A 26,514-nucleotide genomic window follows, 5' to 3' on the forward strand; every position below is an offset into this window, starting at 1 on the left:
ATGCGCCACACAACCGTGCGCCTTTGCCATGTCCAGCCCCTCTTCATTCGTGCCTCCGCCTGCCAGCGCGGTCAAGCCGGCTGTGTCCGAAGAGCCCGGGCTGCCGGTGGACGACGGATTGTGCGCAGGCGATGCAATGGACGCGGCGCAACTGCGGCGGCTGCTCCAGGCCGCCCTGCCCGACAAGAGCCAGCACAAGGCAGCCGGCTGGTTCGGGCAGACGGACTTTCTGCTCACGCGCAGCCACGTGGATGAAGACCAGGACGCCTACCACGACGCCCTGTTCATCACTCTCTGGAAGCGCTGGGACTTCTGGCTCGCCCTGCCCCCGGCCGAGAGCGCACCTACCCACGCGCTGGCGCAGGCCTGGGCGCGGTTGCGCTCTGGCATCCCGCCTCCGCCCCCCGGCGCGGACGGCCTGGTGCGCCAATACCGCGCCTACGACAGCGCCGGCCAGCCCGGCGCATGGCAACCGCTCCCCGCACAGGCCGGGGCGGGCGACGCGGCAGCCGGCGCGCTGGTCGCCTGCGGAGAGGGCTGGCGCGAGGTGCTGGCCTACTGGCGCCTGGCCGAGGGCCAGCGCCGCGCCGGCCGGCCGCTGCGCGAGCGGCTGCATGCCACGCTCACCCCCGCACGCATCGAGGCGCTGACGCTGCTGCCCGTATTCACCACCCGTTACAACACATGGAGCGACCCCGAGCGCAACGGCTGGTGGGAGGGCGACGTGTGGATCGGCGCGCGCCAGCCCGGCCAGCAGGGGGGCATTCATGGGGGCGGGCGCTCAAGTTCAGCTGGCGCAACGGCAGCGAGCGCGCCGGCGACCCCGAGGACGACGCACATGCCTGCTACCAGATCGACCTGACGCCCGGCGATGCCCTGCCGGAGGGCACGGCCCACCCGAACGGCCTGCGCATCAGCTACAGCCAGCGCCAGAGCGATCCGCGCACGCCGCTGCCCAACCACGCCGTGCAGCACATGCAGCACCTGCTGGAGCTGTTCACCACGCTGGAGCAGCGCCTGCACGCCGCCCATGCACAAGAGCAACAGGCGCTGCACTCCAGCGGCTTGTCCGGCGATGCCCCGCCCCTGCCCCGCCTGCCGCCCTTCGCGCCGCACGAGGCCGACGCCGAGGTGTTCGGGCCCGTCCTCATGGCGCTGTCGCACGACTGGCAGGCCCACGGCCGGGCCCACGCCGCCCGCGTGCGGGAGCACTGGCTGAAGCAGGCCGTCGCCGCTGAGGCCGCGGCGGCCCTGGAGCACGGCACGGAACCCGCGGCGTCATCCGCTGAGGCGGCGGCCGCTGCCGTGGCGGCCGCTGCGGTAGGCGATGCTGTACCCGCCCATGGTGTGGCGCCCGGTGCCGCGGCAGCCGGCACGCCCCCGGTGACCGTACCGCCGCCCGCCCCTGTGCACTTCATGCCTGCGCAGCCCACCGACCCGCGCGGCCCCCAGGCTGGCGCCGTGCTGCAACTGGCACGCGCTGTACACGCGCTGGCCGACGGCGACCTGTCCGCACGCTTTCACCGCCGCTTTGCCTTCGCGCCCCATGTCTATGCCCACCACGCCGCACGCACCGGCCACGCCGTGGATGCCCTGCAGTGGCTGGAAGATGGCCGTCTGCTGGCCCGCACGGAGCCCGTGCATCCCACGCAAGCACCCGCGTGGTGGCGGGTCAGTGCCGATGCGTGGGCGCTGAGCCCCACGGCCGCACCGGCAAACCTGCCTGCATCGTGCCCCGCCGCCACCGTCCATGGCCTGCGTGTGGAGGGCGACGCACAGGGCGATCTGCACGGCCTGGCCGAGGACGGCACGGCCCTCTGGCGCCACCACATCGGCGGCGCCATCCTGGCGATCGCCGCAGCGCCCGACGGCCACACCCTGGCCGTGGGCAGCGCCAGCGGCTACCTGGTGCTGCTGCGCAAGGGCAGCGGCACCGACCCGGCCCTGCTCAGCACGTCGCGCTATGCGGAGCTGCGGCGCTTCATCTTCTGGGCGGATGCATCCAGCCCCCTGGCCTGGTAGGGGCAGCGCGTGCATTGCTTCAATATCCATAGCTGCTCGCGCTTGACAGGCGGTCGCTAGAGGCATTTTTCATTCAAACACCACCATGGCCATTTACCACGCCGAAATCACCTGGACGCGCGACGCCACGCCGCAGGACTTCCTCAAGAACCGCTACAGCCGCCGCCACCTGCTGCGTTTTGACGGTGGCGCGCAGTTGGCCGGCTCCTCGTCGCCCCATGTCGTGCCGCTGCCCTGGTCCGACGCGGCCGCCGTGGACCCGGAGGAAGCCTTCGTCGCCGCACTGTCGAGCTGCCACATGCTGTGGTTCCTCTCCATCGCCGCGCGGCAGGGTTTTTGCGTGGACGACTACCGCGACGCAGCCGAGGGCGTGATGGCCCGCAACGCCCAGGGCCGCATGGCCATGACCGTGGTCACGCTGCGCCCGGCGGTGCGCTTTGGCGGCGACCCGCAGCCCACGCACGAACAGCTGCACGCCCTGCACCATGAGGCGCATGAACAGTGCTTCATCGCCAACTCGGTCACCACCGAGGTGCGCTGCGATCCGGTGCTGGCCTAGGGCCTGTGAACTGCGCAGATCCTGCGAGCGGACCTGGCCCCGATCAGTCCTCGTCCCGCGGGGCGTTGCGCGCGCGGCGCTCGTTGCGGCGCAGCTGCTCGGCCTTGCGCGCGGCGCGTTCCTTTTCCTGCACCTCGGCGGCGGCCAGCCAGGCCTCGAACTCGGCCGGCGTCTCCAGCGTCACACGGCCCAGCGCTGCGCTGCGCAGGTCGGTGAGCACGATCTCGGCAGCCTTTTGCAGGTTGAGGCGCCCGCCGCTCATCACCGCGCCGCGCTTCCTGGCAATCAGCTCCAGCAGCTCGTCGTCGTGCTTGGCGGCGATGGCCGCCGCGTCCAGCCCCAGCTTGTAGCGCGCATCCAGCAGCGGCGCGTAGTGCTGCTTGAGGTAGGCCAACAGTTCCAGCGCCACTTCTTCCTCGTCGTACGCATTGCGGCCCACGGCGCCGCTGGCGGCGAGCTTGTAGCCGCTTTCGGGCACGGTGATGCGCGGCCACAGCATGCCGGGCGTGTCCCACAGGTAAAAGTCATCGTCCAGCACGATGCGCTGCTCCTGCTTGGTCACGCCGGCCTCGTCGCCCGTCTTGGCTTCGCGCTTGGCGGACAGAGTGTTGATCAGCGTGGACTTGCCCACGTTGGGAATGCCGCAGATCAGTACTCGCATGGGCTTGGAGAGGCCGCGCCGGTTGGGCGCAAGCTGCCGGCACGCGTCGATGAGCCGGCGCGCGGGCGCGGCGTCGGACGCATCCAGCGCAATCGCGCTCGTGCCGGGCCGCGCGTTGTACCAGGCCAGCCACGCCGGCGTGCGCGCCGGGTCGGCCACGTCCTGCTTGTTGAGCACCTTCAGCGCGGGCTTATGGCCCGTCAGCTCGGCCAGCAGCGGATTGCTGCTGGAGCCGGGCAAGCGCGCATCCAGCAGCTCGATCACCACATCGATGTCCTTGATGCGCTCGCCGATCGCCTTGCGCGTCAGGTGCATGTGACCGGGAAACCACTGGATGGCCATGGACTGTGTACTTTCACGAATGGGGCTTGCGAAGCCGCCAAGGATAATCGCCGCCATGCCCTCTTTCTCCCAGCGCAAACAAGATTCCGAGCTGCTGCTCAAGGGCGCGGTGTGCGCGCTCATTGGCGTGATCATCCTGCTGGCCCCCTACATTGCCCGCTCGCCCGACGTGCGCGAGATGATGGCCCAGGGCCACGTCGTGGGGTGGTTCGCGCTGGTGCTGGGCTGCGCCTTCCTGGCGCGCTACGGCCTGATCCGTTGGCGCGGGCGCCGGTAAGGCCCCGTCACCTTCATGCTGCAAGCCACCCGCCAGCGCTTCGCCGCCCTGCAGGCGCAGGCCGCCCACGCCGGTGTAGCGCTGCGCCCACCGCCGCCTGAGCCCACCACCTGCTGCGGACGCGGGTGCAACGGGTGCGTGTGGGAGGGCTTTTATGCGGCGGCGCAGTGGTGGTGCGAAGATGCGCAGGGCGCGCTGGCGCAGCCCGGCGGGGGCCCCTCCTGACGCTGCACCGGGGCTGAACGTGTACCGCGGCCCGCGAGGCTCTTGCATGCCAGGAAGAGCCGCCTCTGCAGGTCAAGGCTCCAGCAGAGCCCCCAGCGCCTTTGCGCCCACGGGCGGGGTCGCCGCCCAGGGAATCAGATAGAACCGGCCTTGTGCCAATGCTTGAACCCGCTCCATCTGCCGCCTCTCGCTGTTCAACCGGGCCTGAAGAAGGGGATCGCGGGTGTTGCTGGCCAACAGTGACTTGTTGACCACCCAGGCGAAGGTGCCGATCCGGGCCCGCTGCAGGTCCTCCTTCAGCGCGGCGGCCTGCGACACCGGAGTGGCCTCGGGCAACGTCACCAGAATGATCTTGGTGTAGTCAGGGTCCTGCAGCCGCATCAGGGGCGTGGTGATGCGCCCGGACGCCTTGCCTTCAAACTCCCGCACCATCTGGCGGTGGTAGGCGCCCGTGGCATCCATGAGCAGCAGCGAGTGGCCCGTGGGCGCGGTGTCGAGCACCACGAACGCACTGCGGGCCTGAGACACCACATGCGAGAACGCATGGAAGACCGCCACTTCCTCCGTGCATGGAGAACGCAGATCTTCCATCAACAGGTCCTTCTCCGCCGGCGTCATGCCGGCCGACTTGGCGGCAACGACCTTGTCCACGTATTTCTGGGTCTCTGCTTTGGGGTCAATGCGCCCGACGGTCAGGCCCGGGATCTCGCCGTCCAGCGTCACCGCCAGGTGGGCGGCGGGGTCCGTGGTGCTCAGGTGTACGGACTTGCCAAGCTTGACCAATCCCAGGGCGATCGCCGCGGCAATCGTGGTCTTGCCCACGCCACCCTTGCCCATCACCATGATCAATCCACGCTCGCCCCGCGCCAGCTCCGCCACCAGCGCGGACAGTTTCTGGTGCGCGAAGTCGGGTGCTTCCAGGGCGGCCGCAGGCACCTCGGTCGGTGATGGCGACAGCAGCGCCCGCAGCGCTTGCAGCCCCACGGAATCGACGGGCCGCATGGGAATCATGTCGGCCGCCAGACGTTTCAGCGCCTGCGGCATCTCCCGCATGGCCTCCTGTCCCAGAGCCTCGATGGCCAGGGCGACGGCATCGCGAGGGTCTTGCGCCTTGAAAACCGCGTTGATCACCAGGCGCTGGTGGGAAAGGCCCAACTCACGCAGTTCGTTTGAAGACCTGGCGGCTTCGTTGAGCGCTCCCGCCTCAGGCCTCGCCACCAGAACAATGGTGGTGAGCGAAGCGTCGTTCAGGGATGCCAGCGCCCGGTTGAAAAGCTGCTCCTGCATCTTCAACCCCGAATGCGGCCCCAGGCAGGATGCTCCGCGGTCATTGCCCTTGAGGAACCCGCTCCATGCCTTGGGCAGGCTGAGAAGCCTCAAGGTATGGCCCGTGGGGGCGGTATCGAACACGACATGGTCGAAACCCCGCCCTCCCTCCGACAGAAGTTGAGAGAACTCATCGAAGGTGGCGATCTCGGTGGTACAGGCACCCGAGAGTTGCTCGCGCACGAGGTCCACCTCCTCAGCCGTAGCCTGCGTGCCCATCTGTTCAATGACACGGGCACGGTAGTTCTGCGACGCGGCTTCCGGATCGATGTTCAGGACCATCAGGCCCGGAACCCCTGGCACAGGAACCGGATGGTTGCGCAGCGCAATGCCGAGCATTTCATCAAGGTTCGATGCCGCGTCGGTACTGACCAATAGAACCTTCTTGCCCGCGTCTGCCAAGGCGATGGAAACCGCTGTGGATACCGAGGTCTTGCCGACACCACCCTTGCCGGTGAAGAACAAGTACCTGGTGGGCGCGTCCAGAAGGGTGAAGTGAGATGGCATAAGCGTTCGTGGTCAATGCACCGAATGGGCGGGGATAAGGGATTGCCTCAGGCATGCGTAATGTTGCACCGAAGAAATTTACAATAATTCCAATATCGTTGTATAGTTGTTTTATGCAAGAAATCGATGTCATCCGCTCCCTCGCAGCGTTGGCCCAAGAAGTACGCCTGCGGGTGTTTCGCGCACTGGTCGTGGCTGGCGCAGAGGGACTCACACCGGGCTCGTTGTGCGAGCAACTGGCGGTAGCACCCAACACCTTGTCCTTTCACCTCAAGGAGCTGGTGCACTCCGGCCTCGTCAGCCAGGAGCGTCAGGGGCGCAACCTGATCTACCGGGCCTCCTTCGACACGATGGACGATCTGCTCGGCTACCTCACGGAGAACTGCTGCCAGGGCGCGTCCTGCCTGGCGGAGGCAGCAAAGAGCTGCGACTGTTGACCCACTTTTGAAGGAGAACCCCCATGAAGCGATTCCATGTCCACCTGCATGTAGAAGACCTGGCCCAGAGCATCCGTTTTTACTCCCAGCTTTTCGCGGCTGAGCCCGCTCGCGTGGAGGCCGATTACGCGAAGTGGATGCTCGACGATCCGCGGGTCAACTTCGCGATCTCCACGCGGGGCAGCCAACCGGGCCTTGACCACCTGGGCTTTCAGGTGGACGACGCGGCCGAACTGTCAGAACTGAAGGCCAGGGCCGCATCAGCCGACATGGCCCTGCTCGACGAAGGCGCCACGACCTGCTGCTATGCGCGCAGCGAGAAGCACTGGGTTACCGACCCGCAGGGCATCGCGTGGGAGCACTTTCACACGCTCGGCGACATTCCCATGTTCAACGAATCCAGCCCAACGGGTGCCGCCGGCGCGTGCTGCGCGCCAAAGGGGTCTGCGGCCACGGCATCCAAGGCGCCCTGCTGCGGGCCCGCCACTTCCTCATCCACCTGCTGCTGATCCGCTGAAGGTTCTTCATGACAACGCCCTTGAACGTTCTTTTTCTCTGCACGCACAACTCCGCGCGCAGCATCCTGGCCGAGGCCTTGCTCAACGCCATGGCGGGCGGCCGCTTCAAGGCCTGGTCTGCCGGTAGCAGCCCGCGCGACAACCAGCAGCCGCATCCCCTGGGCCTGCAGGTCCTGCAAAAGGCAGGCGTCTCCACCGAGGGCTTGCGCAGCAAGAGCTGGGATGAGTTTGCCGCCCCAGGCGCGCCCACGATGGACCTGATCATCACCGTGTGCGACAACGCGGCGGGAGAGGTCTGCCCGATCTGGCCGGGGCACCCCGCAACGGCGCACTGGGGCTTTGCCGACCCGTCCGAAGGCGACGCGCCTGATTCAGAAAAGCTGGAAGCCTTCCGCCAGACGCTGCACCTGATCAAGCGCCGCCTGGACCTGCTGATCAACCTGCCCTCCGACAAGCTGGAGAAAGCGGTATTGCAGACCAGCGCCCGCGAACTCGCAGGGAAATGACATGAGTGCCCAGTGCGAAACGACCGCCCAACGCGCGGCAGGCGCTCCCATGAGCGTGTTCGAGCGCTATCTCACCGTGTGGGTGCTGCTGTGCATCGTGGTGGGCATCGGGTTGGGCCAGGCGTTTCCCGGTGCAGCGCGGACCATTGGGTCGTGGGAAGTGGCCCGCGTGAACCTGCCGGTGGGGCTGCTCATCTGGGTGATGATCATCCCGATGCTGCTCAAGGTGGACTTCTCCGCCCTGGGCGAGGTGCGGCACCACGTGCGCGGCATCGGGGTCACGCTGTTCGTGAACTGGCTGGTCAAGCCGTTTTCCATGGCCTTTCTCGGCTGGCTGTTCATCCGCCAGTGGTTTGCCCCCTACCTGCCAGCGGACCAACTGGACAGCTACATCGCCGGCCTGATCCTGCTGGCCGCCGCCCCCTGCACGGCCATGGTGTTCGTATGGAGCCGCCTGACCGGCGGCGACCCCCTGTTCACGCTGTCCCAGGTCGCGTTGAACGACAGCATCATGATCGTGGCGTTCGCGCCGCTGGTGGCCTTCCTGCTCGGCCTGTCGGCCATCACGGTGCCATGGGACACCCTGCTCACCTCGGTGGTGCTGTACATCGTCATTCCGGTGGTGCTGGCCCAGTGGTGGCGGCGCGCCTTGCTGGCACGGGGGCAGGCCGCGTTCGATGCGGCACTCCAGCGCATCGGGCCATGGTCCATTGCGGCGCTGCTGCTCACGCTGGTGCTGCTGTTCGCCTTCCAGGGCGAGGCCATCCTGCGCCAGCCCCTGGTCATCGCACTGCTGGCCGTGCCCATCCTGATCCAGGTGTTCTTCAACTCGGCGCTGGCCTACTGGCTCAACCGCGCGGCGGGCGAGAAGCACGCGGTCGCCTGCCCGTCCGCCCTGATTGGCGCATCCAACTTCTTTGAGCTGGCCGTGGCCACCGCCATCAGCCTGTTTGGCTTCGAGTCGGGCGCGGCACTGGCCACGGTGGTGGGCGTGCTCATCGAAGTGCCGGTGATGCTGCTGGTCGTCAAAGTCGTGAATTCATCCAAGGGCTGGTACGACGCGGGTGCAAAGCGTGCAGCGTAGAACCACCACCACGCTGATGCTGGGCGTAGCCCAGACACTGGCGTGGGCGTCGTCGTACTACCTGCCGGCCGTGGTGGCCGCGCCGATGGGGCGAGACGTCGGCATGTCCTCGTCGGCGGTGTTTGGGGCGTTCTCGATGGCGCTGCTGTTTGCCGCAGCAACCGGCCCCTGGGCGGGGCGCGCCATTGACCGGGCTGGTGGGCGGCCGGTACTGGTCGTCAGCAACCTGGTGTTTGCCGCAGGGCTCGCGGCGCTCAGCCTGGCCTCACAGCCCGCCCATGTCTTTGCTGCCTGGGCCCTGATGGGCCTGGCCATGGGCAGCGGCCTCTACGAAGCCGCGTTCGCCACCGTGGTCCGCCTGCATGGCCAGGACGCCCGGCGGGCGATCACCGGCATCACCTTGCTGGCAGGCTTTGCAAGCACGATCGGCTGGCCATTGACGGCCTCCCTGGAGTCGGCGTTCGGCTGGCGGCAGGCCTGCCTGACATGGGCGGCGCTGCATCTGCTCATCGGCCTGCCGCTGAACGCGATGCTGCCCACGGCCGCGCCGGCCGCTTCGGCCGATGCGCAGGCCGCTGCGGCAGGGAGTCCTCATCCACAGGCAGCGGCAAGCCTGGCACCGGCCCGGCGGCGTGCGGCCGTGCTCATGGCCTGCGTGTTTGCCATTGCGTGGTTCAACAGCACCGCGATGGCGGCGCATCTGCCGCAGGTCCTGCAGGCTTCGGGCGTGGCCTTGGCTGGCGCGATCGGCATTGCGGCGCTGGTGGGGCCGGCCCAGGTCGCGGGGCGATTGGTCGAATTCACCGTGCTCAAGCGGTCGCATCCGCTGTTGTCGGCGCGGCTGGCTACGCTGGTGCATCCGCTGGGCGTCGTACTGCTGATGCTGCTGGGCAGCTACGCGGCGCCCGCGTTCGCCGTGCTGCACGGGCTCGGCAACGGCATCCTGACCATTGCCATCGGCACCCTGCCGCTGCTGATCTTCGGCGCACAAGGCTATGGGCAGCGGCAGGGGTTCCTGATGGTGCCCGCGCGCATCGTGCAGGCCGGGGCGCCATTCCTGTTCGGGCTGGCCGTGGAGCGCTGGGGCGGCGCGGCGCTCTGGCTCTCCGCCACACTGGCGGTCCTGGCGTTCTTGGCACTGGCCGCCCTGGCCGCAGGCATGAAACGGTCCGGCGACGCTTGACCACTATTGCCAGGGAAGGTGCCCGCCCACAATGCGCACCATGCGCTCATCCGCCAACGCGGCCCAGCTCCCGCTGGCCCGCCACCTCCCGCAGCCACGCCCTGAAGGCCTTCACCCCCGCCGACTCTGCCCGCGCCAGCGGCACCACGAGGTAGTACGCATCGCTGCTGGTCAGCACGCCACCGGGCAGCTCCACCAGCGCGCCGCTCGCCAATTCCTCCTCCATCAGAAACCGCGGCAGCAGGGCCACGCCCAGGCCGGAGATGGCGGCCTGGGCGATCATGGCGAACTGCTCGAAGCGCGGGCCGCGCAGGGCCTGGGGCGCGGGCACGCCCTCCTGCTCGAACCAGTCGGCCCACAGCATGGGGCGCGTGGTCTGGTGCAGCAGGATCAGGCCGGCCACGTCGGCAGGGGTCTCGATGCGGTGGCGGGTGCGCAGCGCGGGGCTGCACACCGGCACCACTTCTTCGTGCATCAGGTAGTCGCACACGGCGCCGGCCCAGTGGGGCGCACCGTAGTGGATAGCGGCATCGAACGGTTCCTGGGCGAAGTCAAAAGGCTCGCCACGGGCAGAAAGATTCACTGTCAGCTCCGGGTGCAGCGCGGCGAACGCAGGCAGGCGCGGCACCAGCCAGCGCGCGCCCAACGTGGGCAGCACCGCCAGGTGCAGGAGTCCGCCGCCATCGGCCAGGGCCATGGCCTTCTGCGTGGCGGCACCGAGCTGCTGCAGCACGGCGCGTACGTCGGCGGCGTACAGGCGCCCCGCATCCGTCAACACCACGCGCTGGCGCACCCGGGTGAACAGGGCCTGACCGAGCTGTGCCTCCAGTTGGCGCACCTGGCGCGAGACGGCGCTTTGCGTGAGGTGCAGCTCCTCCGCCGCACGTGAGATGCTGGCGTGGCGCGCGGCGGCCTCAAAGGCGAGCAGGTCGGCCATGGGCGGCAGGAAGAGTTTGCGAAACATGGCGTTAATTCATGCAATCAGAGAATGAACCCTACCAAGGCTTGTGCTAACACATAAGGCGCCAGCGCTTGATCCATAAGCGCTGGCGGCAGGCAGGGTTGAGACGGGATATTGCCACTTGATGCGATTTAAGCAACAAGTCGTTCCGCTTTTTTGCTATGCAAGCGCGCATGGCTGGGCGATATTTGCAGCTTCGCCTTCTCTTTGACCTCCATGCCGCACACCGCTACCTCCACCGCCGCATCCCGCACGGGCGGGCAGATCCTCGTCCAGCAGCTCATCGTGCACGGCGTGCAGCAGCTCTTTTGCGTGCCGGGCGAGAGCTACCTGGCCGTGCTGGACGCCCTGCACGACGCCAACATCGCCGTCACCGTGTGCCGCCAGGAGGGCGGCGCGGCCATGATGGCCGAGGCGCAGGGCAAGCTGACCGGCCGGCCGGGTATCTGCTTCGTGACGCGCGGGCCGGGGGTCACCAACGCATCGGCGGGCATCCACATCGCGCACCAGGATTCGACGCCGTTGATCGTCTTCGTAGGCCAGGTGGCGCGCGGTGCGCTGGGGCGCGAGGCGTTCCAGGAGCTGGACTACGGCGCCGTGTTCGGCACCATGGCCAAGTGGGTGGTGCAGATCGACGATGCGCGGCGCGTGCCGGAGCTGGTCTCGCGCGCATTCCACGTCGCCACCTCGGGCCGCCCCGGCCCCGTGGTGGTGGCCCTGCCCGAGGACATGCTGACCGATGCCGTGCAGGTGGCCGATGCCCTGCCCTACTCCGTGCCCGAGACCTACCCCGGTGCGCCCGCACTGCAGGCACTGGCGGCGCGGCTGCAGGCGGCCGAGCGGCCGGTGGTCATCGTGGGCGGCAGCCGCTGGTCCGACCAGGCGGTGCGCGACATGCAGGCCTTTGCCAGCGCCTGGCGGCTGCCGGTGTATTGCTCGTTCCGCCGGCAGATGCTGTTCCCGGCCAGCCACGCCAGCTACGCGGGCGACCTAGGCCTGGGCGTCAATCCCCAGCTGCTGGCGCGCATCCGCGCGAGCGACCTGGTGCTGGTGCTGGGCGGGCGGCTGTCGGAGATCCCCTCGCAGGGCTACGAGCTGTTCGACATTCCCGTGCCGGCGCAGCCGCTGGTGCATGTGCATGCCGACGCCGACGAGCTCGGCCGGCTCTACCGCCCGGTGCAGGCCATCCACGCCACGCCGCAGGCCATGGCCGCCGCCCTGGCCAGCCTGCGCCCCGCGGCCGAGCCGCGCTGGACCGCGCACACCGAGGCTGCGCGCGCCGAGTACCTGGCCTGGAGCGACCCGGCGCCCATCCGCATCCCCGGCAAGCTGCAGATGGGCGAGGTGATGCAGCACCTGCGCGAAGTGCTGCCCGCCGACACCATCTTCTGCAACGGTGCGGGCAACTTCGCCACCTGGGTGCATCGCTTCTGGCCGTTCACCACCTATGCGAGCCAACTGGCCCCCACCAGCGGCTCGATGGGCTACGGCCTGCCGGCCGGCGTGGGCGCCAAGCGCCTGTGGCGCGAGCGCGAGGTGGTGGTGTTTGCGGGCGACGGCGACTTTCTGATGCACGGCCAGGAGTTCGCCACCGCCGTGCAGTACGGCCTGCCGTTGATAGTGGTGCTGCTGGACAACGCCATGTACGGCACCATCCGCATGCACCAGGAGCGCGAGTACCCCGGACGCATCAGCGCCACACAGCTCAAGAACCCCGATTTCAAGGCCTATGCCCAGGCCTTCGGCGGGCACGGCGAGCGCGTGGAGCGCACCGAAGACTTCGCCCCGGCACTGGCACGCGCACGGGCGAGCGGGCTGCCCAGCGTGCTGCACTGCCTGATCGATCCGCAGGCGATCACACCCACGGGAACGCTGGATGGCATCCGGTCGGCGGCGATGGCGCGCAAGGGGTGATCTGAAGGGCTAAATGGGGCTCTGCGCTTGTGGGGCAAGCGCGGACAGCTATCGTTTTTGAGTTTTTTGCTGCCGAATGCTTGGGTGCCGACCGGGTTATGCGCCCCCGCGCAGCAACATCAAAAAGAATAGCTGGCTGCGCTTACGCCATAAGCGCCGCCCTCAAAAAACTACCCCAACTGCTCGACCGCCATGAACCGCTCGCGCCACGCCTCGAACGGCAGGTCATCTGCCACTTCAATGGCCCGCTGCTCCTCCAGCGACCGCTCGGCCAGCGCCTGGTAGCGCGCCTGCTGCGACTCGCTCCAGGGCTGCCCCATCAGGATGTCCCGCGCCGACTGGGAATGCGCAAGTGCGAAGGCGGTGAAGTCGTTGTCATGCTGCTGTTGCAGCTCGGCCAGCACACGCGCGGACGGTGTGGAGTGCGGGGCCGCCAGTGTCGCCTGGGCCGCCGTCAGCGCGTGTGCGTAAGCCTCGCCGCCGTGGGCGGCATCCAGCGTGGCGGCGATGGGCGCGCATTCGGCCAGCACCTCGGCGGCCCAATCGGTCAGCAGCACACGCTGGCCGCGGCGCATGAGCTGTAGGCCGGCCTCGCGCCCGCGCTCGGCCGCCAAGTGCTGGTTGTTCTTGAGTTCGGCGATCTCGGCCGGCGTGTCGGGCGGGCTGTCCGACAGCAGGCAGTGCAGCAGGAACACGTCCAGCAGGCGCATGGTGTCGGCGGTGATGCCCACGGGCACGAACGGGTCCAGGTCCATCAGGCGCACCTCGACATACTCCACGCCGCGCTCGCGCAGCGCGTGCAGCGGGCGCTCGCCGCTGTGGACGGTGCGCTTGGGCCGGATGGTGCCGTAGAACTCGTTCTCGATCTGCAGCAGGCTGGTGCCCATCTGGTTGTAGTCGCCGCCGGGGTTGCGCACGCCAATCGCCTCGTAGGCCGGGTAAGGCCGCGTGAGCGCCTCATGCAGCGAATCGGCATAGCCCTGCAAGCCGTTGTAGCTGACGGCCAGCGTGGCCTGGGCGTCGCTCTGGTAGCCCAGGCGCCCCATGCGCAGCGAAGTGGCATGCGGCAGGTACAGCGCGCGCTTGCCGTCGCCCAGCGGCTGCAGGCTGTGTTGTCGCCCTTCGACGAAGCACGGGCACAGCGCAGGCGATGCGCCAAACAGGTACAGGAGCACGAACGCGTGCCGGCGGAAGTTGCGGATCAGCGCAAAGTACTCGTCGCTGCCCACGCCGGGCAGCGACCAGTTGTAGTGAATGCCCGAGATGGTCTGCATGCGCCGGCCGTAGCGGTGGCCCAGGCCCATGCGGTACACGCTCTTGGCACGTCCCGGGTTGGACGAGCCGTAGCGCGCCAACGGAATGGTCTCGTCCGTAGGCAACATGCAGGGCATGCTGGACACCCAGAGCATCTCGCCGCCCGGCTGCTGCTGCAGCACGCGGTGCACGAACTGGTGGATCTCGGTCAGTTCATCCTGGCATTCCTGCACCGTGCGGTGGGCACCGGTGATGAGCTCGATCTGCGATTCGCTGTAGTCCGTGGTGATGCAGGGGTGCGTGAGGGCCGAGCCCAGCGCCACCGGATGGGGTGTGAGCGCCAGGGCGCCCGTGGGCAGCACGCGCAGCCCCTCCTTCTCGATGCCGCGGCGCATGCCTGCCAGCCGGTCGGCGGACAGGGCTGCGATTCGCTGTGGGAGTGTGCTCATGGTGGTGGTTGATCCATCTTTTTTGAGGTGGGGCCGGAACTTAGCACGCCGCGCTGCGGCCTGCCCGCGCCCACATCAAGCGCCGGCCTGACACCGGGGAACTGCCGCCGGCCTCTGCACGGTCGCTCTTGGTACGGTAGCAGCGGGGCAGCACCGCCCCGGACAGGCCGTGTCAGCGGTGCGCAGCCAGGGCCTGCGCCACCTCGTTCGTCCCCTGTGCGGCGCCGCTTTGCGGTACCTGCTCACCCGCTCCGCGGGCCGTCACCTCGGCCAGGCGCGCGGCCAGTTGCTCCGGCACATCGGCACCTTGTCCCAGGTGGATGCCCTGGGTGAGCGTAATGTGCGCGGCCTCGAATGTGCCCGCGCCTGCACACAGAATGGTGCGCGTGGGCGCGCTCTCATGCGCCAACACCAGCATGGCGGGCACCACCGCCTCGGGCTGGAGGGCAGCCAGCACGTCCTCGGGCATCAGGCCCTCGGTCATGCGGGTGGCGGCCGTGGGTGCCAAGGCGTTCACATGGATGCCGTACTTGGCCCCTTCGATCGCCAGCGTCTGCATCAACCCCACCTGTGCCAGCTTGGCCGCGCCGTAGTTGGCCTGGCCGAAGTTGCCGTACAGGCCCGTGGAGGACGTCGTCATCACGATGCGCCCATAGTTCTGCGCCTGCATGTGCGGCCACACCGCCTTGCAGCAATGGGCCGCGCCCATGAGGTGGACCTGGACCACGAGGGCGAAGTCCGCCATGTCCATCTTGGCAAACGACTTGTCGCGCAGGATGCCGGCGTTGTTCACCAGGATGTCCACGCGACCCCACGCGTCCATGGCCTGCTGCACCATGGCCTGCACGGCCGCGAAATCGGTCACCGACGCACCGTTGGCCAGCGCCTCGCCGCCTGCGGTGCAGATCTCGTCCACCACGGCCTGCGCGGCGGACACAGAGCCGCCGCTGCCGTCCACGGCACCGCCCAGATCATTGACCAGCACCTTGGCGCCACGCGCTGCCAGCGCCAAAGCATGCTGACGGCCCAGGCCGCCACCCGCACCCGTCACGATGGCCACACGGCCGTGGAAATCAAGGGACATGTTGAAGTCTTTGAACGAAGGATTGCCGCCAGACACGCAGGCCCGCGGCCACCGGTGGCCGGGCACACGCGCAGCGAAAAGAAATGGCCCCGGCCGATGACCGGGGCGATTCAAAGGATACAGGAAGCAACCAGGTTCAATCAGCGGCTGCCTAGACCGCTTGTATGCCTTCGCCCCACCATGATTGCATGCAAGGCCACCAGGGCTATAGGTGGCGTTTTTCCCCAAGCGCCTTGATCGCCGGCCCGATGGACACGGCAGCCTCGTCATAGCCCGACCAAGGGCCATTGCCCGTCTTCAAGCGCCGGTCCACGGTCTGCACCGTCCAGTGGGCGCCACCCGTGAGCGCGTCCAGTTCCTGCCAGGCGACGGGCACGGACACGCCCATGCCCGGCCGCGCGCGCGCCGTCCACGCACAGGCCGTGGTGGCTCCAAAGCCATTGCGCAGGTAGTCCACAAAGATCTTTCCCACGCGGTTGCGGGGCCCGCTCTTGGCCACGAAACGCTGCGGCAGGGTGCGCGCCAGATGCTGCACCACGGCTTGGCTGAAGTCTTTCACGGCATCCCAGCCGTGCAGTCGCTTGATGGGCACCACCACATGCAGCCCCTTGCCGCCGCTGGTCTTAAGGAACGATGGCAGGCCCAGCTCGGTGAGCATCAAGCGCACGAGCGCTGCGCCCTCTTGCACGTGCGCCCACGGCACGCCCTCGCCCGGATCCAAGTCGAAGGTGATGCGGTTGGGCCGCTCAATCCGGTCCTTGCGAGCATTCCAGGTGTGAAACTCCACGGTGTTCATTTGCGCGGCCGACAGCAGGCCCTGCGCCGTGGCCACTTCCAGCAGCGGCGGGTGGCCAGGATCCAGGTCGGGTGACAGCGCACTCACCCCGTCCAATGCCCCCGTGTCCAGGTGCTTTTGAAAGAAGAGCTCGCCCTCCAGACCTTGCGGCGCCCGCAGCAGGGACACCGGCCGCCCCTGCAGGTGGGGCAACATGAGGGGCGCTACCGTGGCGTAGTACCGCACCAGATCAAGCTTGGTGAACCCGGTGGAGGGATCCACCACGCGCGCCGGGCTTGTCACCTGCAGCCCCCCCACGCGCGCGGCGCGGCTGGGCGCAGCCCCCTGCAGGTGCGCAGGCTCCTCGTGGACGATGGCGGCGGCGGGCTTGTCGTCGCGCAACCCGCGGAACACGGCGTGGCGCACCTTGCCCTCTTTCGTCCATTCGGCGAAGGAAACCTCCGCCACCAGCGTGGGCCTCACCCAATGCACCTTGCGGGGGATGGAGCGCGGCTGGGCAAACGGGCTGTCCTGGGTGCGCAAAGTGCCTAGCCGCCGGGCCAGGTCCGCGAGGACGCGCTCGCTGAAACCCGTGCCCACATTGCCGGCATAGCGCAGGGCGCCGCCCTCGTCATGCACGCCCAGCAGCAGTGAACCGATCCCTGTGCGTGAGCCCTGCGGGTCGGTGTATCCGCCGATGACGAACTCTTGCCGATGGCTGCACTTGAGCTTGATCCAGTCCGTGCTGCGGCGCGAGGCATACACGCTGTCCTTGCGCTTGCCGATCACCCCTTCAAATCCCAGCCGGCAGGCCGAGGCCACCAGGTCCGCCGGCCGGGCTTCGAACGCTTCGCTGAACCGCACACGGTCTGAGGAGGCTGGCTGCAGCACGCTGCGCAGCAGCGCACGCCGTTCAGTGAGGGGCATCTGCGTCAGATCACGCCCGTGCGCAAAAGGCAAGTCGAAGGCGTAAAAGACCAGCGCGTCGGTCGATCGCCCGTCAAACGCATTCTGCAGCGCCTGGAAGTCGGGGACACCCTGGGCGTCCAGCACCAGCACCTCGCCGTCGATCCATGCAGAGGACAGCGGCAAGGCGGCCAGCGCTTGCGCCAGGGCGGGCATCCTGGCGGTCCAGTCGTTGCCGTTACGGGTGTACAGCCGTGCCTTGCCGCGCTGAACCCGGGCCAGCATGCGATAGCCGTCGAACTTGAGCTCCCACAGCCACTGCGTAAGGTCGGCCGGCGGTCCGTCCACCAGCGTGGCAAGTTGCGGGGATAGCTGGTCAGGCAGCGGTGCCGTGGGCGCGGATGTCCACGTCACCGCCGCTGCCGTGGGCTGCATCTGCGCGGGCCCGGCCCGCTGAGCGAATGCGCGCGCTGGTGGCGCAACCGGCGGCTGGTCTGCCACGCTGTCGGGCATTTCGTCGACCACGTTGAACTCCTCGGCCGCACGCTCCAGCCCGTCGCGCTCCTTGATCAGCAGCCAGGGGGGCTGCTTATCGTCGTCCCGGCCATGCATACGCACCAGGGTCCAGTGGCCGTGCAATTTGTGTCCGTGGATCTCGAACTTGAGCTTCCCCTTGCGGTAGTCTTCGCGCGGATTGCCCTGCGGTACCCAATAGCCGCGGTCCCAGATGATGACCCGCCCCGCGCCGTATTGGCGCGGCGGGATCTGCCCTTCGAATTGGTTGTAGGAAATCGGGTGGTCTTCCACCTGCACGGCCATGCGTTTGTCCGCGGGATCGTAACTGGGGCCCTTGGGTACGGCCCAGCTCTTCATGGTGCCGTCCAGCTCCAGGCGCAGGTCATAGTGCAGGCGGCTGGCCCAGTGCTTCTGGATTACGTACTGCAGCGCCTGCGACTGCGCTCCGCCGTCCGCGGGCTCTGGCGTCACGGCAAAGTTGCGCTTTTGCTTGTACACCGCCAGCGGGTCTTTGCGGGGCATGGTCCGTCGCCTTATCCGGTGTACGCAAGGCTATCCGTGCGCGCGGCGAGGCTTCTTGGCCGCAGTGGGCTTGGCAGGCGCCGCCTTGGCCGCCGTCTTGCGGGCCGGTGACTTTTTGGCGGCGGTCGATTTGGCCGCTGCCTTACCCGACGGTGCAAGGCGGGTCACGGAGGCGGGTTTGTCCTTGCGCGGCGGGGTGGCCGAGGCGCCCTCCAGGCTGCGCTTGAGCAACGCGGTGAGGTCCAGCACCTCCGCCCCCGCAGCCACCGCCGGTCCTTCATCCGGCTGAGCGACATGGGCAATCTCTCCCGCAGAGGCCTTGGCCTCGACCAGCCTGTGGATCTCCTCAGAGAAGGAATTGCGGAAGCGGTCCGCGTTCCACTCCTGCGTCATGTCCTCGATGAGCTGCATGGCCATGGCCAACTCCGCGTCCTTGATACCCGCGGCTTTCGCATCCAGCGGCGGCAGGGCCAGCTGCTCGAATGAGCGGATCTCCCCTCCCCAGCGCAGCAGGTTGAGGATCAGCGCTCGGCCGCACGGAATGAGCACGGCCAGGTGCTGCTTGGACTGGATCACCACTTTGGCCACGCCCACGCGGTTGCTCTGGCGCAGGGCCTCGCGCAGCAGTGCGTACACCTTTTCGCCACGCTTGAGGGGTGCCGTGTAATAGGGACGCTCCAGGTAGACAAAGGGGATCTCGTCGGCGTCAAGAAACGCCTCGATCTCGATCGTCTGCGTGACCTTAGGAAAGGCGGCCGCGATTTCCTCGGGCGTCAGAATGACGTAGCGGCCTTCTTCATACTCCACACCCTTGACGATATCGGCCGTGGCGATTTCCTTGCCCGTGATTTTGTTCACACGCTTGTACCCCACCAGCTCCATCGACCGGCGGTCCAGCCAGTCAAAGTCGATGCCCGAGCTGACAGTCGCCGAGTACAACCCCACGGGAATATGGACGAGGCCAAAGCTGATCGCCCCCTTCCAGAGGGTGCGTGTCGAGGTGGGGGCCTTGCCCTGCCCCTGCTTCGCGCCAGATGGGAGAGCGTCGCTCGCGGTGGGTTGCTTAGATCGCATGTGCAAACGCTATCCATGGCGCAGGGGCGCAGATGTAGGACAGCGGTTGCTTCTATCGTGGTGGAATCTCCGGTCATCCTGGGTCTTGGACGATGTGCGGAGGCTTCTTGCCGTCGGCCTGATGTGCGGACGCTGCCGCATCCCCATCGCCGCGCCCCCGGTGCATCGCCCTGCACCGACAACTGCACTGCCCGCACACGGACCAGCGGCTCGCTCTGCTTGTTCAGGCAGCCTGGCAGGCACCAGCACTAAGCCACACGTTCATAGGCAGCCCCTTGTGCGCCCCATTCGGCGCAATCCACGCCCTCTTCCCCAATGCAATCCATACTCACACAAAAAGGCTGCAACTCCTACCTAGCAAGCGCCAATAGCTCCTATTTTTAGAGCAAAAAAACAACGCCCGGCGTTCAGACCGGGCGTTGTGCGGAAGTTGACGGGGGTCACAGGTGCAGCACCTACTGCCTCCTAGACGCCGGTAAGCGTCACTCCCACTCCATCATCAACAGGTCTCGCAAGCCCGCGTGGTTAAAGGGATTTGCGATGATCGACATGGGCCATTACCGTCGCTTTTACCGTCATCCGACAAGAGCTTTGTCTGGCGCGGAGGATGGAGGGATTTAAGGGGCGACGACTCTAGCAACACCATCGTCAATCGCCCTCTAGGATATCGCAGAGCGCAGCGATTCTCCTCCAATCCTCACTTCGTTGCGACCTTTGGGATCGCCTGCCCTCCCCTCTTAAACCCACGATCACCCGACATGAAGGCTTCCAGCATGTGCGGTATCAGGGTCATGGCATCGACTGCCTCGCCATACGTCTGCGCGTGCATCGCCGCGTAGCGGTCGAGGTCGGCTTTCAGGCAGGCCGGGCACGCGAAGGTCAGCTTGATGTTCTCGGTCTTAGGCAGCGGCCCGAGCCGCAGCTTCTTGGTCGTGCTCATTGCGAGACTCCCCGGCCCCGGTTGAAGAACAGCGGCTGGTACGGCCGCAATACCAGATCCCGGTTCACGATGATGCGTACCGGCAGGCCCGGCCGGCTGGTCAGCGTCGGCTGGATGTTCATGTTGCGCCGGGTGATTTCCTGCCCGACCTGATTGATGCCGTCCTGTGCGCTATCGCGCCCGGCGATGACGATGCGGTTGCCGTCCTGGCGATTCTCCGGCGCGGCCAGTTCGGCACCCACGCCCAGCAGCGTGGTCAGCACCGCGCCCGCGACGATGCGATTCCAATGCCAGTCCACGTCGTCCTCCAGGCCGGCATAACCGGCCGGATCGGTGCCGACAAGGTTGTCGAGCGTCAGCGAGGCCGTGTCGGGCAGGATGACGCGGTTCCATACCACCTGTACGCGGCTCATCGCGCAAGCCATTGAGTTGCTGGGCCAGCGGCACCTCGAACAGGCGAACCTCGGTCTCCGGGTCTTCCTCGCGGCAGCGCGCCAGCAGCGCCGGCAGGCGTGAAGGTGTGATGCCATCGGACAGGGCGATGCGCAACTGGCCGTGAAAGCCATTGGCCCCAGCCTTCACGCTCTCGCGCGCCTGCTCCAGCGCCAGGAACACGCGGGGCGCGCTCTCCATCAGCAGCTTTCCCGCCAGCGTCAGCCGCGTGCTTCGGCTGGTGCGCACGAACAGTTGTGCGCCCAATTCCACCTCCAGTTCCTTGATGGCTCGCGACAGCGGCGATTGCTCGATGTGCAACCGCTCAGCCGCGCGCGCGAAATGGAGTTCTTCTGCCACGGCTAGGAAGTAGCGCAGATGTCGTAATTCCATGATATCTACTCCATAGTTTGTGTACGGCGCGCTGCTTTTCTGCAACGCGCCGTCACACATGGCGCTGAAGGCAGCAAAAGCGCGACAGCACCGTCAGCCGAGCCGTGATCTGGCCAGTCGCGGAGCGCGCACTACCAGCCGGAGACGAGACTTGGCAGAGCCACTACACTCATTTCAGTTTTCCATGGCGCTGCGCGCCACCCGCAGGGCATGAAACATAAGAGGAGTCCGCAGGCCGCGGAGCCGGCCAAGTCAGCGAACGCCGTGGCCGGATCTGCGCCGGCCACCGGCGTTGTCCCCCCTCACGCAGGAGAGGGGGGATGGTGCGAAGCGACTCAGGGGGTGTTTCACTTCAGCGTGAAGCGGGCGGTCGCCGCCTTGCCATTGACCGTGACGACCGCCACGGCCTTGGTGCCAGGGCCCACCTTGAAGCTGCCGGTGGCCTGCAGCCTATCGCCAGCCGGTTGGAGCTCGACCTCCTGCTTTTCGGCGCCGGTCAACAGTGTGACTTTCGCGCTGGCCTTCGAGACATCGGCAGGCTTGCCGTGGTCGCGCACATGGAGCTGGATCGCTTCGGGCTTGGCGACGAGTTCGTAGTCCATGTCCCTGACCTCGACCACGACGCCGCCGTGCATCGGCTGGTGCTCGTGGGCGTGGTCATGCTTGCCGCCAGCGGCGAAGGCCGCGCTGGCGAAGGTTAGGCTGATGGCAGCGATGGTGGCATGCGTTTTCATGGGTTTCCTTTCGGGCAAGTGAAGAAAATTGGATGGTTTGGGTGTCACAGCGCCTCGGCATCCTTGTCGTTTTCCAGCCGCTCTGCATCCTTGCGGCCGAATAGCCAGAACAAGACGGGTGTGAGGAAGGTGTCGAGCAGCGTCGAGCTGATCAGGCCGGAGAAGATGACCACGGCTACCGGATGCAGCACCTCGGTACCAGGCTGCTCGGCCTCGAACAGCAGCGGCGCCAGCGCGAAAGCCGTGACCAGCGCAGTCATCAGCACCGGGCTCAACCGTTCGAGCGAGCCGCGCACGATCATCTTCTTGTCGAAGCTCTCGCCCTCGAAGCGCATCAGGTTGATGTAGTGACTGACCTTCAGGATGCCGTTGCGCACCGAGATGCCGGCCAGCGTGATGAAGCCGACGAGCGCGGCCACCGACAGGGGCTGGCCCGACAGCCACAACCCGATCACCGCGCCGACCAATGCCAGCGGGATGTTGACCATGATCAGTGCCGAAAGCGTGCTCGACTTGTAGCGGCTGTACAGCACCACGAACATCAGCACCAGCGACACGATGGACAGCAGGCCGACGAGGCGCGAGGCCTCCTCCTGCGCCTGGAACTGTCCGCCCAGCGTGATGAAGTACCCCTCGGGCAACTTGGTTTCAGCCACGACCTTGCGAATGTCCGCCACGATCTCCGACAGCGCACGGCCTGACGCATTGGCCGACAGCACGATGCGGCGCTTGCCATCGTCGCGGCTGATCTGGTTGGGGCCGTCGCCGTCCTCGATCGTCGCGATCTTTGACAGGGGTATGCGTCCCGTCGGCGTCTCGATCAGGATCTGGTTCAGCCCATCAATTGACCGCGCGGTCTCGGGTAGCTTCACCACCAGCGCAAAGCGCCGACCGCCCTCGACGATCTGCGTGATCTTCTCGCCCTCGACCAACGATTGCAGCGTGGTCAGTACCTGCGGTGCCGGCACGCCATACTGCGCGGCGGCGGCGTAGTCGATATGCACCTTGATCTGCGGCGCGAGCACCTGCTTTTCGATCTGCAGGTCGGCGATGCCGGGAATGGCCGCCAGCTGTTGCCGCAGGGCCTCAGCTTGCCCGCGCAACGCATCCAGGTCCTCGCCGAAGATCTTGATCGCGATCTGCGAGCGCACACCCGAGAGCATGTGATCGATGCGGTGCGAAATAGGTTGCCCGATCTCGATGGCAGCCGGCAGGTTGGACAGGCGCGCGCGAATGTCGGCCCGAACCTCGTCCATGCTTCGCGTCAGCTCGGCGGTCGATTTCAGGCCGACATCGAGTTCGCTCACATGCACGCCCTCGGCATGTTCGTCCAGTTCGGCGCGGCCACTACGCCGCCCGACGTGCGTGACCTCGGGCACCTGGCTCACCAGCACCTCGGCCTGGCGCGCCACCGCGGAGCTTTCGGATAGGGTGACGCCGGGGTTCAGTCGCAGGCCGATCAGCAGCGTGCCTTCGTTGAAGGGCGGCAGAAAGGTCGTCGGGAAGAAAGGCACCGCAGCCGTGGCCGCCACGACCGCGATACCCGCCGCGACGATCGCGGCTTTGGGCCGTTCCAGCACGGTCTCCAGGCCGTTGCGGTAGCGCGCCTTCAGCCAGGCGAGCACCTTGGTGTCGCCGTGGTCGAGGTTCTTCATACGTGGCAGCAGGAAGAAGCTCAGCACCGGCGTGATCGTCACCGACACCACCAGCGAGGCCAGCGTCGAGACGATGAAGGCGATGCCCAGCGGCACGAACAGCTTGCCTTCCAGCCCCGGCAGCGCGAACAGAGGGATGAAGACCAGCACGATGATCACCGTGGCATAGAGGATGGCCGAGCGCACTTCCATCGTCGCGCGGCTCACAACTTCGAGCGGGTGTAGCCGCTTGTCGGGGTGTTTCGCGCGGTCTTCCTTCAGCCGGCGCAGCACGTTCTCCACACCGACCACGGCATCGTCCACCAGCCCGCCGATCGCGATGGCCAGGCCACCGAGCGTCATCGTGTTGATCGATAGGCCGAAATAGCGGAAGACCAGGGCGGTGATGAAGATCGAAACGGGGATCGCGGTCAGCGCGATGACCGTCGGTCGCAGTGTGCCAAGGAAGAAGAACAGGATAGCCGCGACGAAGACCGACGCGCCGATCAGCTTGCCTTGAAGCGTGGTGATCGATGCTTCGATGAAGCTTGCCTGGCGAAAGGTAACGCGAGGCGCTTCCATGCCTGCGGGCAGCGAGGCCTTCAACCCGGTCAGCGCGTCCTCGATGGCGTTGGTCAGGGCGATCGTGTCGGCGGTGGGCTGCTTCTGGATGCCCAAAATCACGGCCGGCTTGCCCTCGAAGCCGGCATCGCCACGCTTGATGGCAGCGGCAAAGGTCACCTCGGCGATCTGGCGCAACAGGATGGGCTGACCCTGGCTGGCGGTGAGCGCAAGGTTCTTTAGATCATCCAGGCGTGAGGTGCGCCCGAGGTTGCGGATCAGGTACTCCCGGCCGTTCAACTCCAGAAATCCACCCGAGGTGTTGGCAGAAAAGCCCTTGAGCGCCGCTTCGAGCTGATCGTGCGTGATGCCGAGCTCGGCCATGCGGGCCGTGTTCGGCTGTACCTGGAACTGCCGTACCTCGCCGCCGATCGGGATCACCTGCGCCACGCCCGGCACCGACAGCAGTCGGGGACGCAGTACCCAGTCGGCGTACTCGCGCACCGCCATCGGGCTGATCTTCTGCGGATCGACGGGAATCGCGATCTGCATGATCTCGCCCATGACCGAGCTGATCGGACCCATGCGCGGCACGACGCCTTCGGCGAGGCCTTCCTCCATGGCCGACAGTCGCTCTGAGACGAGCTGCCGCGCGCGGAAGATGTCCGTGCTCCAGTTGAACGTGACGTAGAGGAAAGACAGGCCAGCCGACGAGGTCGAACGCACCGACTCGACGCCGGGCAGCCCGTTCATCGTCGTCTCCAGCGGGAAGGTGATGAGCTGCTCCACCTCCTCGGCGGCCATGCCGCCGGCCTCGGTCATGATCGTGACCGTGGGCTTGTTGAGGTCCGGGAACACGTCCACCGGCGTTTGGGACAGCGTGAAGGCGCCATAGGCCATCAGCACGACGCTGGCGATGATCACCAGCATCCGGTTGGCCAGGCTGTTGTCGAGAAGCCACTTGAACATGCGGACTCCTCAGCGCACCTGGTTGATCAGTGTGGCCCCCTGCGTGGCCACGCGGTCGCCGGCCTTCAGGCCCGACGTGATCGCCACGTTCACACCGTCCAGCGGCTCGGCCGTGACGGTGCGGGGCTCGAATCGCTCAGGCGCGGTCTTCACCCAGACAATGCTCTGATTCGCCGGGTTCTTCATCAGCGAGGCCAACGGCACGGCGATGCCTTTTACCTTGCTCTTGCTCTGCACGAAGACGCGCACCGGTTGGCCTACCGCCAGCGCCGACAGCGCGGCAGCTTCAGCGCGGAAGGCCAACGGCAATGCCTGTTCGCGCAGACTGTGCGCCGCACCGACGAAAGTCAACGGCACGCGCTCCTTGCCGACGGCGAGCGTGGCGCTACCGACATCCGAGCTGATCGCCGCATCGAAGGCGAGCGCCTCGATGCGCAGCCGCGCCGGATCGATGACTTCGAAGATGAGTTCGCGGGAATCGACTACTTGGCCCGCCACCGCGTTGGCGGAGGCAATCACGCCCGAGACGGGCGCAATCAGCACCTCGCGGGTCGCAAGTCCCCCACCCACAGCAGCGATGCGCTCGGTCAGGCTGCGTGCCTCGCTCTCGGCCGCCTCGATGTCCTTGCGCGGCACGGTGTCGGCCAGCTCCTGCAAGCGCGCGACGCGCTTGTCCGCCAGGCTCTTGGCTGCGCGCAGCTCGGCCAGTTGCGCGGCCTGGTTCGATCGCTCGATCGGCGCGGCCGAGGGCACGACATAGGCCAGCACTTCCCCTTTGCGCACCGCCTGTCCGGGATTTGGCAGACCTCGTGGCCCCGGTTCGATGCGGCCGGCATTCAGTGGCTGTACCTTGCCCCCTGCGTTGGGGTCCATCACCACCTTGCCATTCAGCTCGAACGAGCGCGGCAACTCGGCCTCTTCGGTGAGCAAGGTGCGCACGCCGAGTTGCCGCTGCGCGGGCTTGGGCAGAAACACGCTGCCATCAGGTAAGCGTTGTGGGCCATTGGCGTTCGGCGCGGCGGCTGCGTCGCCATGATCATGGCCTTCGCCGGCGAAAGCTGGAGTGGCTGCACCCAGCGACAGAGCGATGGCTATGGCAAGAAAAATGCGTTTCGAGGTCATGCGGCATCTCCAGCATGGCGTTGACGGGAGGACACCATGCGGCGGCCAATGGTGAACAGGGCCGCAAGCGCGGCCACTATGCCAATGGCCCAGGCCGCATAAGGTGTCCAAGGCTTGGAAGGCCCGGCAGCATCGGTATGCGCTTCTTCGTGGTGATCGAGTTCGCCGGCGAGCAAGTCCACCTCATTGCCTGCGGCGACCGTTGCGGTGATCGGCAGTACCCCAGGCCCAGGCTCAGCCGTCAGAACGACCTCGTAAACATCTTCGTGCTTCTCGGCCTTGAACTTTTCACCGGCAACTTCGAGTTCGATCTGGGCGTCTGTCACCGGGGTGTTGTCAGCGGTACGGTCAAGATAGAGGGTGATGTGCTTGCCGTTGAGCACGCCGACAAGTTCGAAGATGTCGGAGACGGCGATGAACCGTGGGAGCGCGGGGCCAGTAGTGGCCGGGGTCGCGTCGCCGTGGTCATGGCCTTCGCTAGCGCGCGCCAGCGGAGACAGGAGAAGGGCCGTGGCGATGCTGAGCACCGCCAGTAGGGGAGAAAGTTTCATGGTGAAGGTTCCAGATGGGATTCCAGATGGATGTGCTGCGTTATTAATAGCTGTTTACGATTGATGGATAAGCTCT

The 26,514-nt window shown here is 66.9% G+C and carries 22 protein-coding genes and 2 pseudogenes; 10 read left to right on the top strand and 14 right to left on the bottom strand.

Features of this window, described 5'->3' with window-relative positions; genetic code table 11:
- The first annotated feature begins 684 nt into the window (after nucleotides 1–684).
- Both BA022_RS07410 and BA022_RS07415 read left to right on the top strand, forming a co-directional pair.
- Entirely contained in the window at nucleotides 685–2,022 is a 1,338-nt protein-coding gene (locus tag BA022_RS07410) for a hypothetical protein (RefSeq protein WP_228403743.1), read from the top strand.
- Nucleotides 2,023–2,107: 85 nt separating this feature from the next.
- Nucleotides 2,108–2,581 carry an OsmC family protein gene (locus BA022_RS07415; protein ID WP_011805708.1) on the top strand — a complete coding sequence of 158 codons (474 nt, stop codon included), beginning with the start codon at nucleotides 2,108–2,110 and terminating at the stop codon, nucleotides 2,579–2,581.
- Between the two features lie 43 nt (nucleotides 2,582–2,624).
- Here BA022_RS07415 and ylqF read toward each other — a convergent pair whose 3' ends face one another.
- A complete protein-coding gene (gene ylqF, locus BA022_RS07420; protein ID WP_011805709.1) occupies nucleotides 2,625–3,584 on the bottom strand; it encodes a ribosome biogenesis GTPase YlqF in 960 nt (319 codons plus the stop codon).
- Between the two features lie 55 nt (nucleotides 3,585–3,639).
- On the opposite strand from ylqF, the gene BA022_RS07425 reads away from it, so the two are divergent.
- Together BA022_RS07425 and BA022_RS07430 are read left to right on the top strand one after the other, a co-directional pair.
- Nucleotides 3,640–3,861 carry a hypothetical protein gene (locus tag BA022_RS07425; RefSeq protein ID WP_011805710.1) on the top strand — a complete coding sequence of 74 codons (222 nt, stop codon included), beginning with the start codon at nucleotides 3,640–3,642 and terminating at the stop codon, nucleotides 3,859–3,861.
- A 15-nt stretch (nucleotides 3,862–3,876) separates the two neighbouring features.
- Complete coding sequence (locus BA022_RS07430; protein WP_011805711.1) at nucleotides 3,877–4,086, top strand: oxidoreductase-like domain-containing protein; 210 nt, start codon at nucleotides 3,877–3,879, stop codon at nucleotides 4,084–4,086.
- 72 nt (nucleotides 4,087–4,158) lie between these two features.
- Here BA022_RS07430 and arsA read toward each other — a convergent pair whose 3' ends face one another.
- A complete protein-coding gene (gene arsA, locus BA022_RS07435) occupies nucleotides 4,159–5,919 on the bottom strand; it encodes an arsenical pump-driving ATPase (RefSeq protein WP_088887047.1) in 1,761 nt (586 codons plus the stop codon).
- Nucleotides 5,920–6,032: 113 nt separating this feature from the next.
- Between arsA and BA022_RS07440 the strand changes: the two genes are divergently transcribed.
- Genes BA022_RS07440 through BA022_RS07460 form a run of 5 tightly spaced genes read left to right on the top strand, consistent with a single transcriptional unit; the run spans nucleotide 6,033 to nucleotide 9,647 of the window.
- Nucleotides 6,033–6,356 (top strand): ArsR/SmtB family transcription factor, encoded by a 324-nt coding sequence (locus BA022_RS07440; RefSeq protein WP_047350588.1) that lies wholly within the window; start codon nucleotides 6,033–6,035, stop codon nucleotides 6,354–6,356.
- A gap of 23 nt (nucleotides 6,357–6,379) precedes the next feature.
- Entirely contained in the window at nucleotides 6,380–6,865 is a 486-nt protein-coding gene (locus BA022_RS07445; RefSeq protein WP_088887048.1) for an ArsI/CadI family heavy metal resistance metalloenzyme, read from the top strand.
- Nucleotides 6,866–6,882: 17 nt separating this feature from the next.
- A complete protein-coding gene (locus BA022_RS07450) occupies nucleotides 6,883–7,380 on the top strand; it encodes an arsenate reductase ArsC (RefSeq protein WP_088887049.1) in 498 nt (165 codons plus the stop codon).
- Nucleotide 7,381: 1 nt separating this feature from the next.
- The gene (arsB, locus tag BA022_RS07455; protein ID WP_088887050.1) at nucleotides 7,382–8,464 is read left to right on the top strand and encodes an ACR3 family arsenite efflux transporter; all 1,083 of its coding nucleotides are present in this window, start codon (nucleotides 7,382–7,384) and stop codon (nucleotides 8,462–8,464) included.
- 16 nt (nucleotides 8,465–8,480) lie between these two features.
- Nucleotides 8,481–9,647 carry an MFS transporter gene (locus BA022_RS07460; protein ID WP_088888551.1) on the top strand — a complete coding sequence of 389 codons (1,167 nt, stop codon included), beginning with the start codon at nucleotides 8,481–8,483 and terminating at the stop codon, nucleotides 9,645–9,647.
- 46 nt (nucleotides 9,648–9,693) lie between these two features.
- Here BA022_RS07460 and BA022_RS07465 read toward each other — a convergent pair whose 3' ends face one another.
- Nucleotides 9,694–10,611: a LysR family transcriptional regulator gene (locus tag BA022_RS07465; protein ID WP_088887051.1), complete on the bottom strand. Its 918-nt coding sequence runs from the start codon at nucleotides 10,609–10,611 to the stop codon at nucleotides 9,694–9,696.
- A gap of 213 nt (nucleotides 10,612–10,824) precedes the next feature.
- Here BA022_RS07465 and BA022_RS07470 point away from each other — a divergent pair, with 213 nt between their 5' ends.
- Nucleotides 10,825–12,522: a thiamine pyrophosphate-binding protein gene (locus BA022_RS07470; protein ID WP_088887052.1), complete on the top strand. Its 1,698-nt coding sequence runs from the start codon at nucleotides 10,825–10,827 to the stop codon at nucleotides 12,520–12,522.
- Between the two features lie 170 nt (nucleotides 12,523–12,692).
- Here BA022_RS07470 and gshA read toward each other — a convergent pair whose 3' ends face one another.
- From gshA to BA022_RS07525, 11 genes and pseudogenes are all read right to left on the bottom strand, one after another.
- On the bottom strand, nucleotides 12,693–14,225 hold the full coding sequence (gene gshA, locus BA022_RS07475) for a glutamate--cysteine ligase (RefSeq protein ID WP_088887053.1): 1,533 nt from the start codon (nucleotides 14,223–14,225) through the stop codon (nucleotides 12,693–12,695).
- Between the two features lie 172 nt (nucleotides 14,226–14,397).
- On the bottom strand, nucleotides 14,398–15,309 hold the full coding sequence (locus tag BA022_RS07480) for an SDR family NAD(P)-dependent oxidoreductase (protein ID WP_088888552.1): 912 nt from the start codon (nucleotides 15,307–15,309) through the stop codon (nucleotides 14,398–14,400).
- A 205-nt stretch (nucleotides 15,310–15,514) separates the two neighbouring features.
- The gene (ligD, locus tag BA022_RS07485) at nucleotides 15,515–18,028 is read right to left on the bottom strand and encodes a DNA ligase D (RefSeq protein WP_088887054.1); all 2,514 of its coding nucleotides are present in this window, start codon (nucleotides 18,026–18,028) and stop codon (nucleotides 15,515–15,517) included.
- A 30-nt stretch (nucleotides 18,029–18,058) separates the two neighbouring features.
- On the bottom strand, nucleotides 18,059–19,102 hold the full coding sequence (ku, locus tag BA022_RS07490) for a non-homologous end joining protein Ku (RefSeq protein WP_088887055.1): 1,044 nt from the start codon (nucleotides 19,100–19,102) through the stop codon (nucleotides 18,059–18,061).
- A gap of 697 nt (nucleotides 19,103–19,799) precedes the next feature.
- A complete protein-coding gene (locus BA022_RS07495) occupies nucleotides 19,800–20,042 on the bottom strand; it encodes a DUF2274 domain-containing protein (protein WP_088887056.1) in 243 nt (80 codons plus the stop codon).
- Nucleotides 20,039–20,455: pseudogene (locus BA022_RS07500) on the bottom strand (TraB/TrbI/VirB10 family type IV secretion system protein); the annotation flags it as partial. The gene BA022_RS07495 and the pseudogene BA022_RS07500, both read right to left, overlap by 4 nt.
- 4 nt (nucleotides 20,456–20,459) lie before the next feature.
- Nucleotides 20,460–20,867: pseudogene (locus tag BA022_RS07505) on the bottom strand (LysR family transcriptional regulator); the annotation flags it as partial.
- A 347-nt stretch (nucleotides 20,868–21,214) separates the two neighbouring features.
- A complete protein-coding gene (locus BA022_RS07510; protein WP_019372880.1) occupies nucleotides 21,215–21,601 on the bottom strand; it encodes a type 2 periplasmic-binding domain-containing protein in 387 nt (128 codons plus the stop codon).
- Nucleotides 21,602–21,645: 44 nt separating this feature from the next.
- A complete protein-coding gene (locus tag BA022_RS07515; RefSeq protein WP_088887057.1) occupies nucleotides 21,646–24,765 on the bottom strand; it encodes an efflux RND transporter permease subunit in 3,120 nt (1,039 codons plus the stop codon).
- A 9-nt stretch (nucleotides 24,766–24,774) separates the two neighbouring features.
- Complete coding sequence (locus tag BA022_RS07520) at nucleotides 24,775–25,887, bottom strand: efflux RND transporter periplasmic adaptor subunit (RefSeq protein ID WP_051001391.1); 1,113 nt, start codon at nucleotides 25,885–25,887, stop codon at nucleotides 24,775–24,777.
- A complete protein-coding gene (locus BA022_RS07525) occupies nucleotides 25,884–26,438 on the bottom strand; it encodes a hypothetical protein (protein WP_075807007.1) in 555 nt (184 codons plus the stop codon). Before BA022_RS07525 ends, BA022_RS07520 begins: the two co-directional genes overlap by 4 nt.
- Between the last annotated feature and the right edge of the window lie 76 nt (nucleotides 26,439–26,514).

It is taken from the genome of Diaphorobacter nitroreducens (assembly GCF_002214645.1).
Classification (GTDB): Bacteria; Pseudomonadota; Gammaproteobacteria; order Burkholderiales; family Burkholderiaceae_C; genus Diaphorobacter; species Diaphorobacter nitroreducens.

Bases quoted from the DNA above. Each gene is read 5' to 3' on its own strand.
- ylqF (WP_011805709.1), bottom strand. From the start codon at position 3,584: ATGGCCATCCAGTGGTTTCCCGGTCACATGCACCTGACGCGCAAGGCG.
- arsB (WP_088887050.1), top strand. From the start codon at position 7,382: ATGAGTGCCCAGTGCGAAACGACCGCCCAACGCGCGGCAGGCGCTCCC.
- BA022_RS07450 (WP_088887049.1), top strand. From the start codon at position 6,883: ATGACAACGCCCTTGAACGTTCTTTTTCTCTGCACGCACAACTCCGCG.
- arsA (WP_088887047.1), bottom strand. From the start codon at position 5,919: ATGCCATCTCACTTCACCCTTCTGGACGCGCCCACCAGGTACTTGTTC.
- BA022_RS07410 (WP_228403743.1), top strand. From the start codon at position 685: ATGGAGCGACCCCGAGCGCAACGGCTGGTGGGAGGGCGACGTGTGGAT.
- BA022_RS07440 (WP_047350588.1), top strand. From the start codon at position 6,033: ATGCAAGAAATCGATGTCATCCGCTCCCTCGCAGCGTTGGCCCAAGAA.
- BA022_RS07425 (WP_011805710.1), top strand. From the start codon at position 3,640: ATGCCCTCTTTCTCCCAGCGCAAACAAGATTCCGAGCTGCTGCTCAAG.
- BA022_RS07415 (WP_011805708.1), top strand. From the start codon at position 2,108: ATGGCCATTTACCACGCCGAAATCACCTGGACGCGCGACGCCACGCCG.
- BA022_RS07460 (WP_088888551.1), top strand. From the start codon at position 8,481: ATGCTGGGCGTAGCCCAGACACTGGCGTGGGCGTCGTCGTACTACCTG.
- BA022_RS07520 (WP_051001391.1), bottom strand. From the start codon at position 25,887: ATGACCTCGAAACGCATTTTTCTTGCCATAGCCATCGCTCTGTCGCTG.
- BA022_RS07495 (WP_088887056.1), bottom strand. From the start codon at position 20,042: ATGAGCACGACCAAGAAGCTGCGGCTCGGGCCGCTGCCTAAGACCGAG.
- BA022_RS07480 (WP_088888552.1), bottom strand. From the start codon at position 15,309: ATGTCCCTTGATTTCCACGGCCGTGTGGCCATCGTGACGGGTGCGGGT.
- BA022_RS07465 (WP_088887051.1), bottom strand. From the start codon at position 10,611: ATGTTTCGCAAACTCTTCCTGCCGCCCATGGCCGACCTGCTCGCCTTT.
- BA022_RS07515 (WP_088887057.1), bottom strand. From the start codon at position 24,765: ATGTTCAAGTGGCTTCTCGACAACAGCCTGGCCAACCGGATGCTGGTG.
- BA022_RS07430 (WP_011805711.1), top strand. From the start codon at position 3,877: ATGCTGCAAGCCACCCGCCAGCGCTTCGCCGCCCTGCAGGCGCAGGCC.
- ligD (WP_088887054.1), bottom strand. From the start codon at position 18,028: ATGCCCCGCAAAGACCCGCTGGCGGTGTACAAGCAAAAGCGCAACTTT.
- BA022_RS07470 (WP_088887052.1), top strand. From the start codon at position 10,825: ATGCCGCACACCGCTACCTCCACCGCCGCATCCCGCACGGGCGGGCAG.
- ku (WP_088887055.1), bottom strand. From the start codon at position 19,102: ATGCGATCTAAGCAACCCACCGCGAGCGACGCTCTCCCATCTGGCGCG.
- BA022_RS07445 (WP_088887048.1), top strand. From the start codon at position 6,380: ATGAAGCGATTCCATGTCCACCTGCATGTAGAAGACCTGGCCCAGAGC.
- gshA (WP_088887053.1), bottom strand. From the start codon at position 14,225: ATGAGCACACTCCCACAGCGAATCGCAGCCCTGTCCGCCGACCGGCTG.
- BA022_RS07510 (WP_019372880.1), bottom strand. From the start codon at position 21,601: ATGAAAACGCATGCCACCATCGCTGCCATCAGCCTAACCTTCGCCAGC.
- BA022_RS07525 (WP_075807007.1), bottom strand. From the start codon at position 26,438: ATGAAACTTTCTCCCCTACTGGCGGTGCTCAGCATCGCCACGGCCCTT.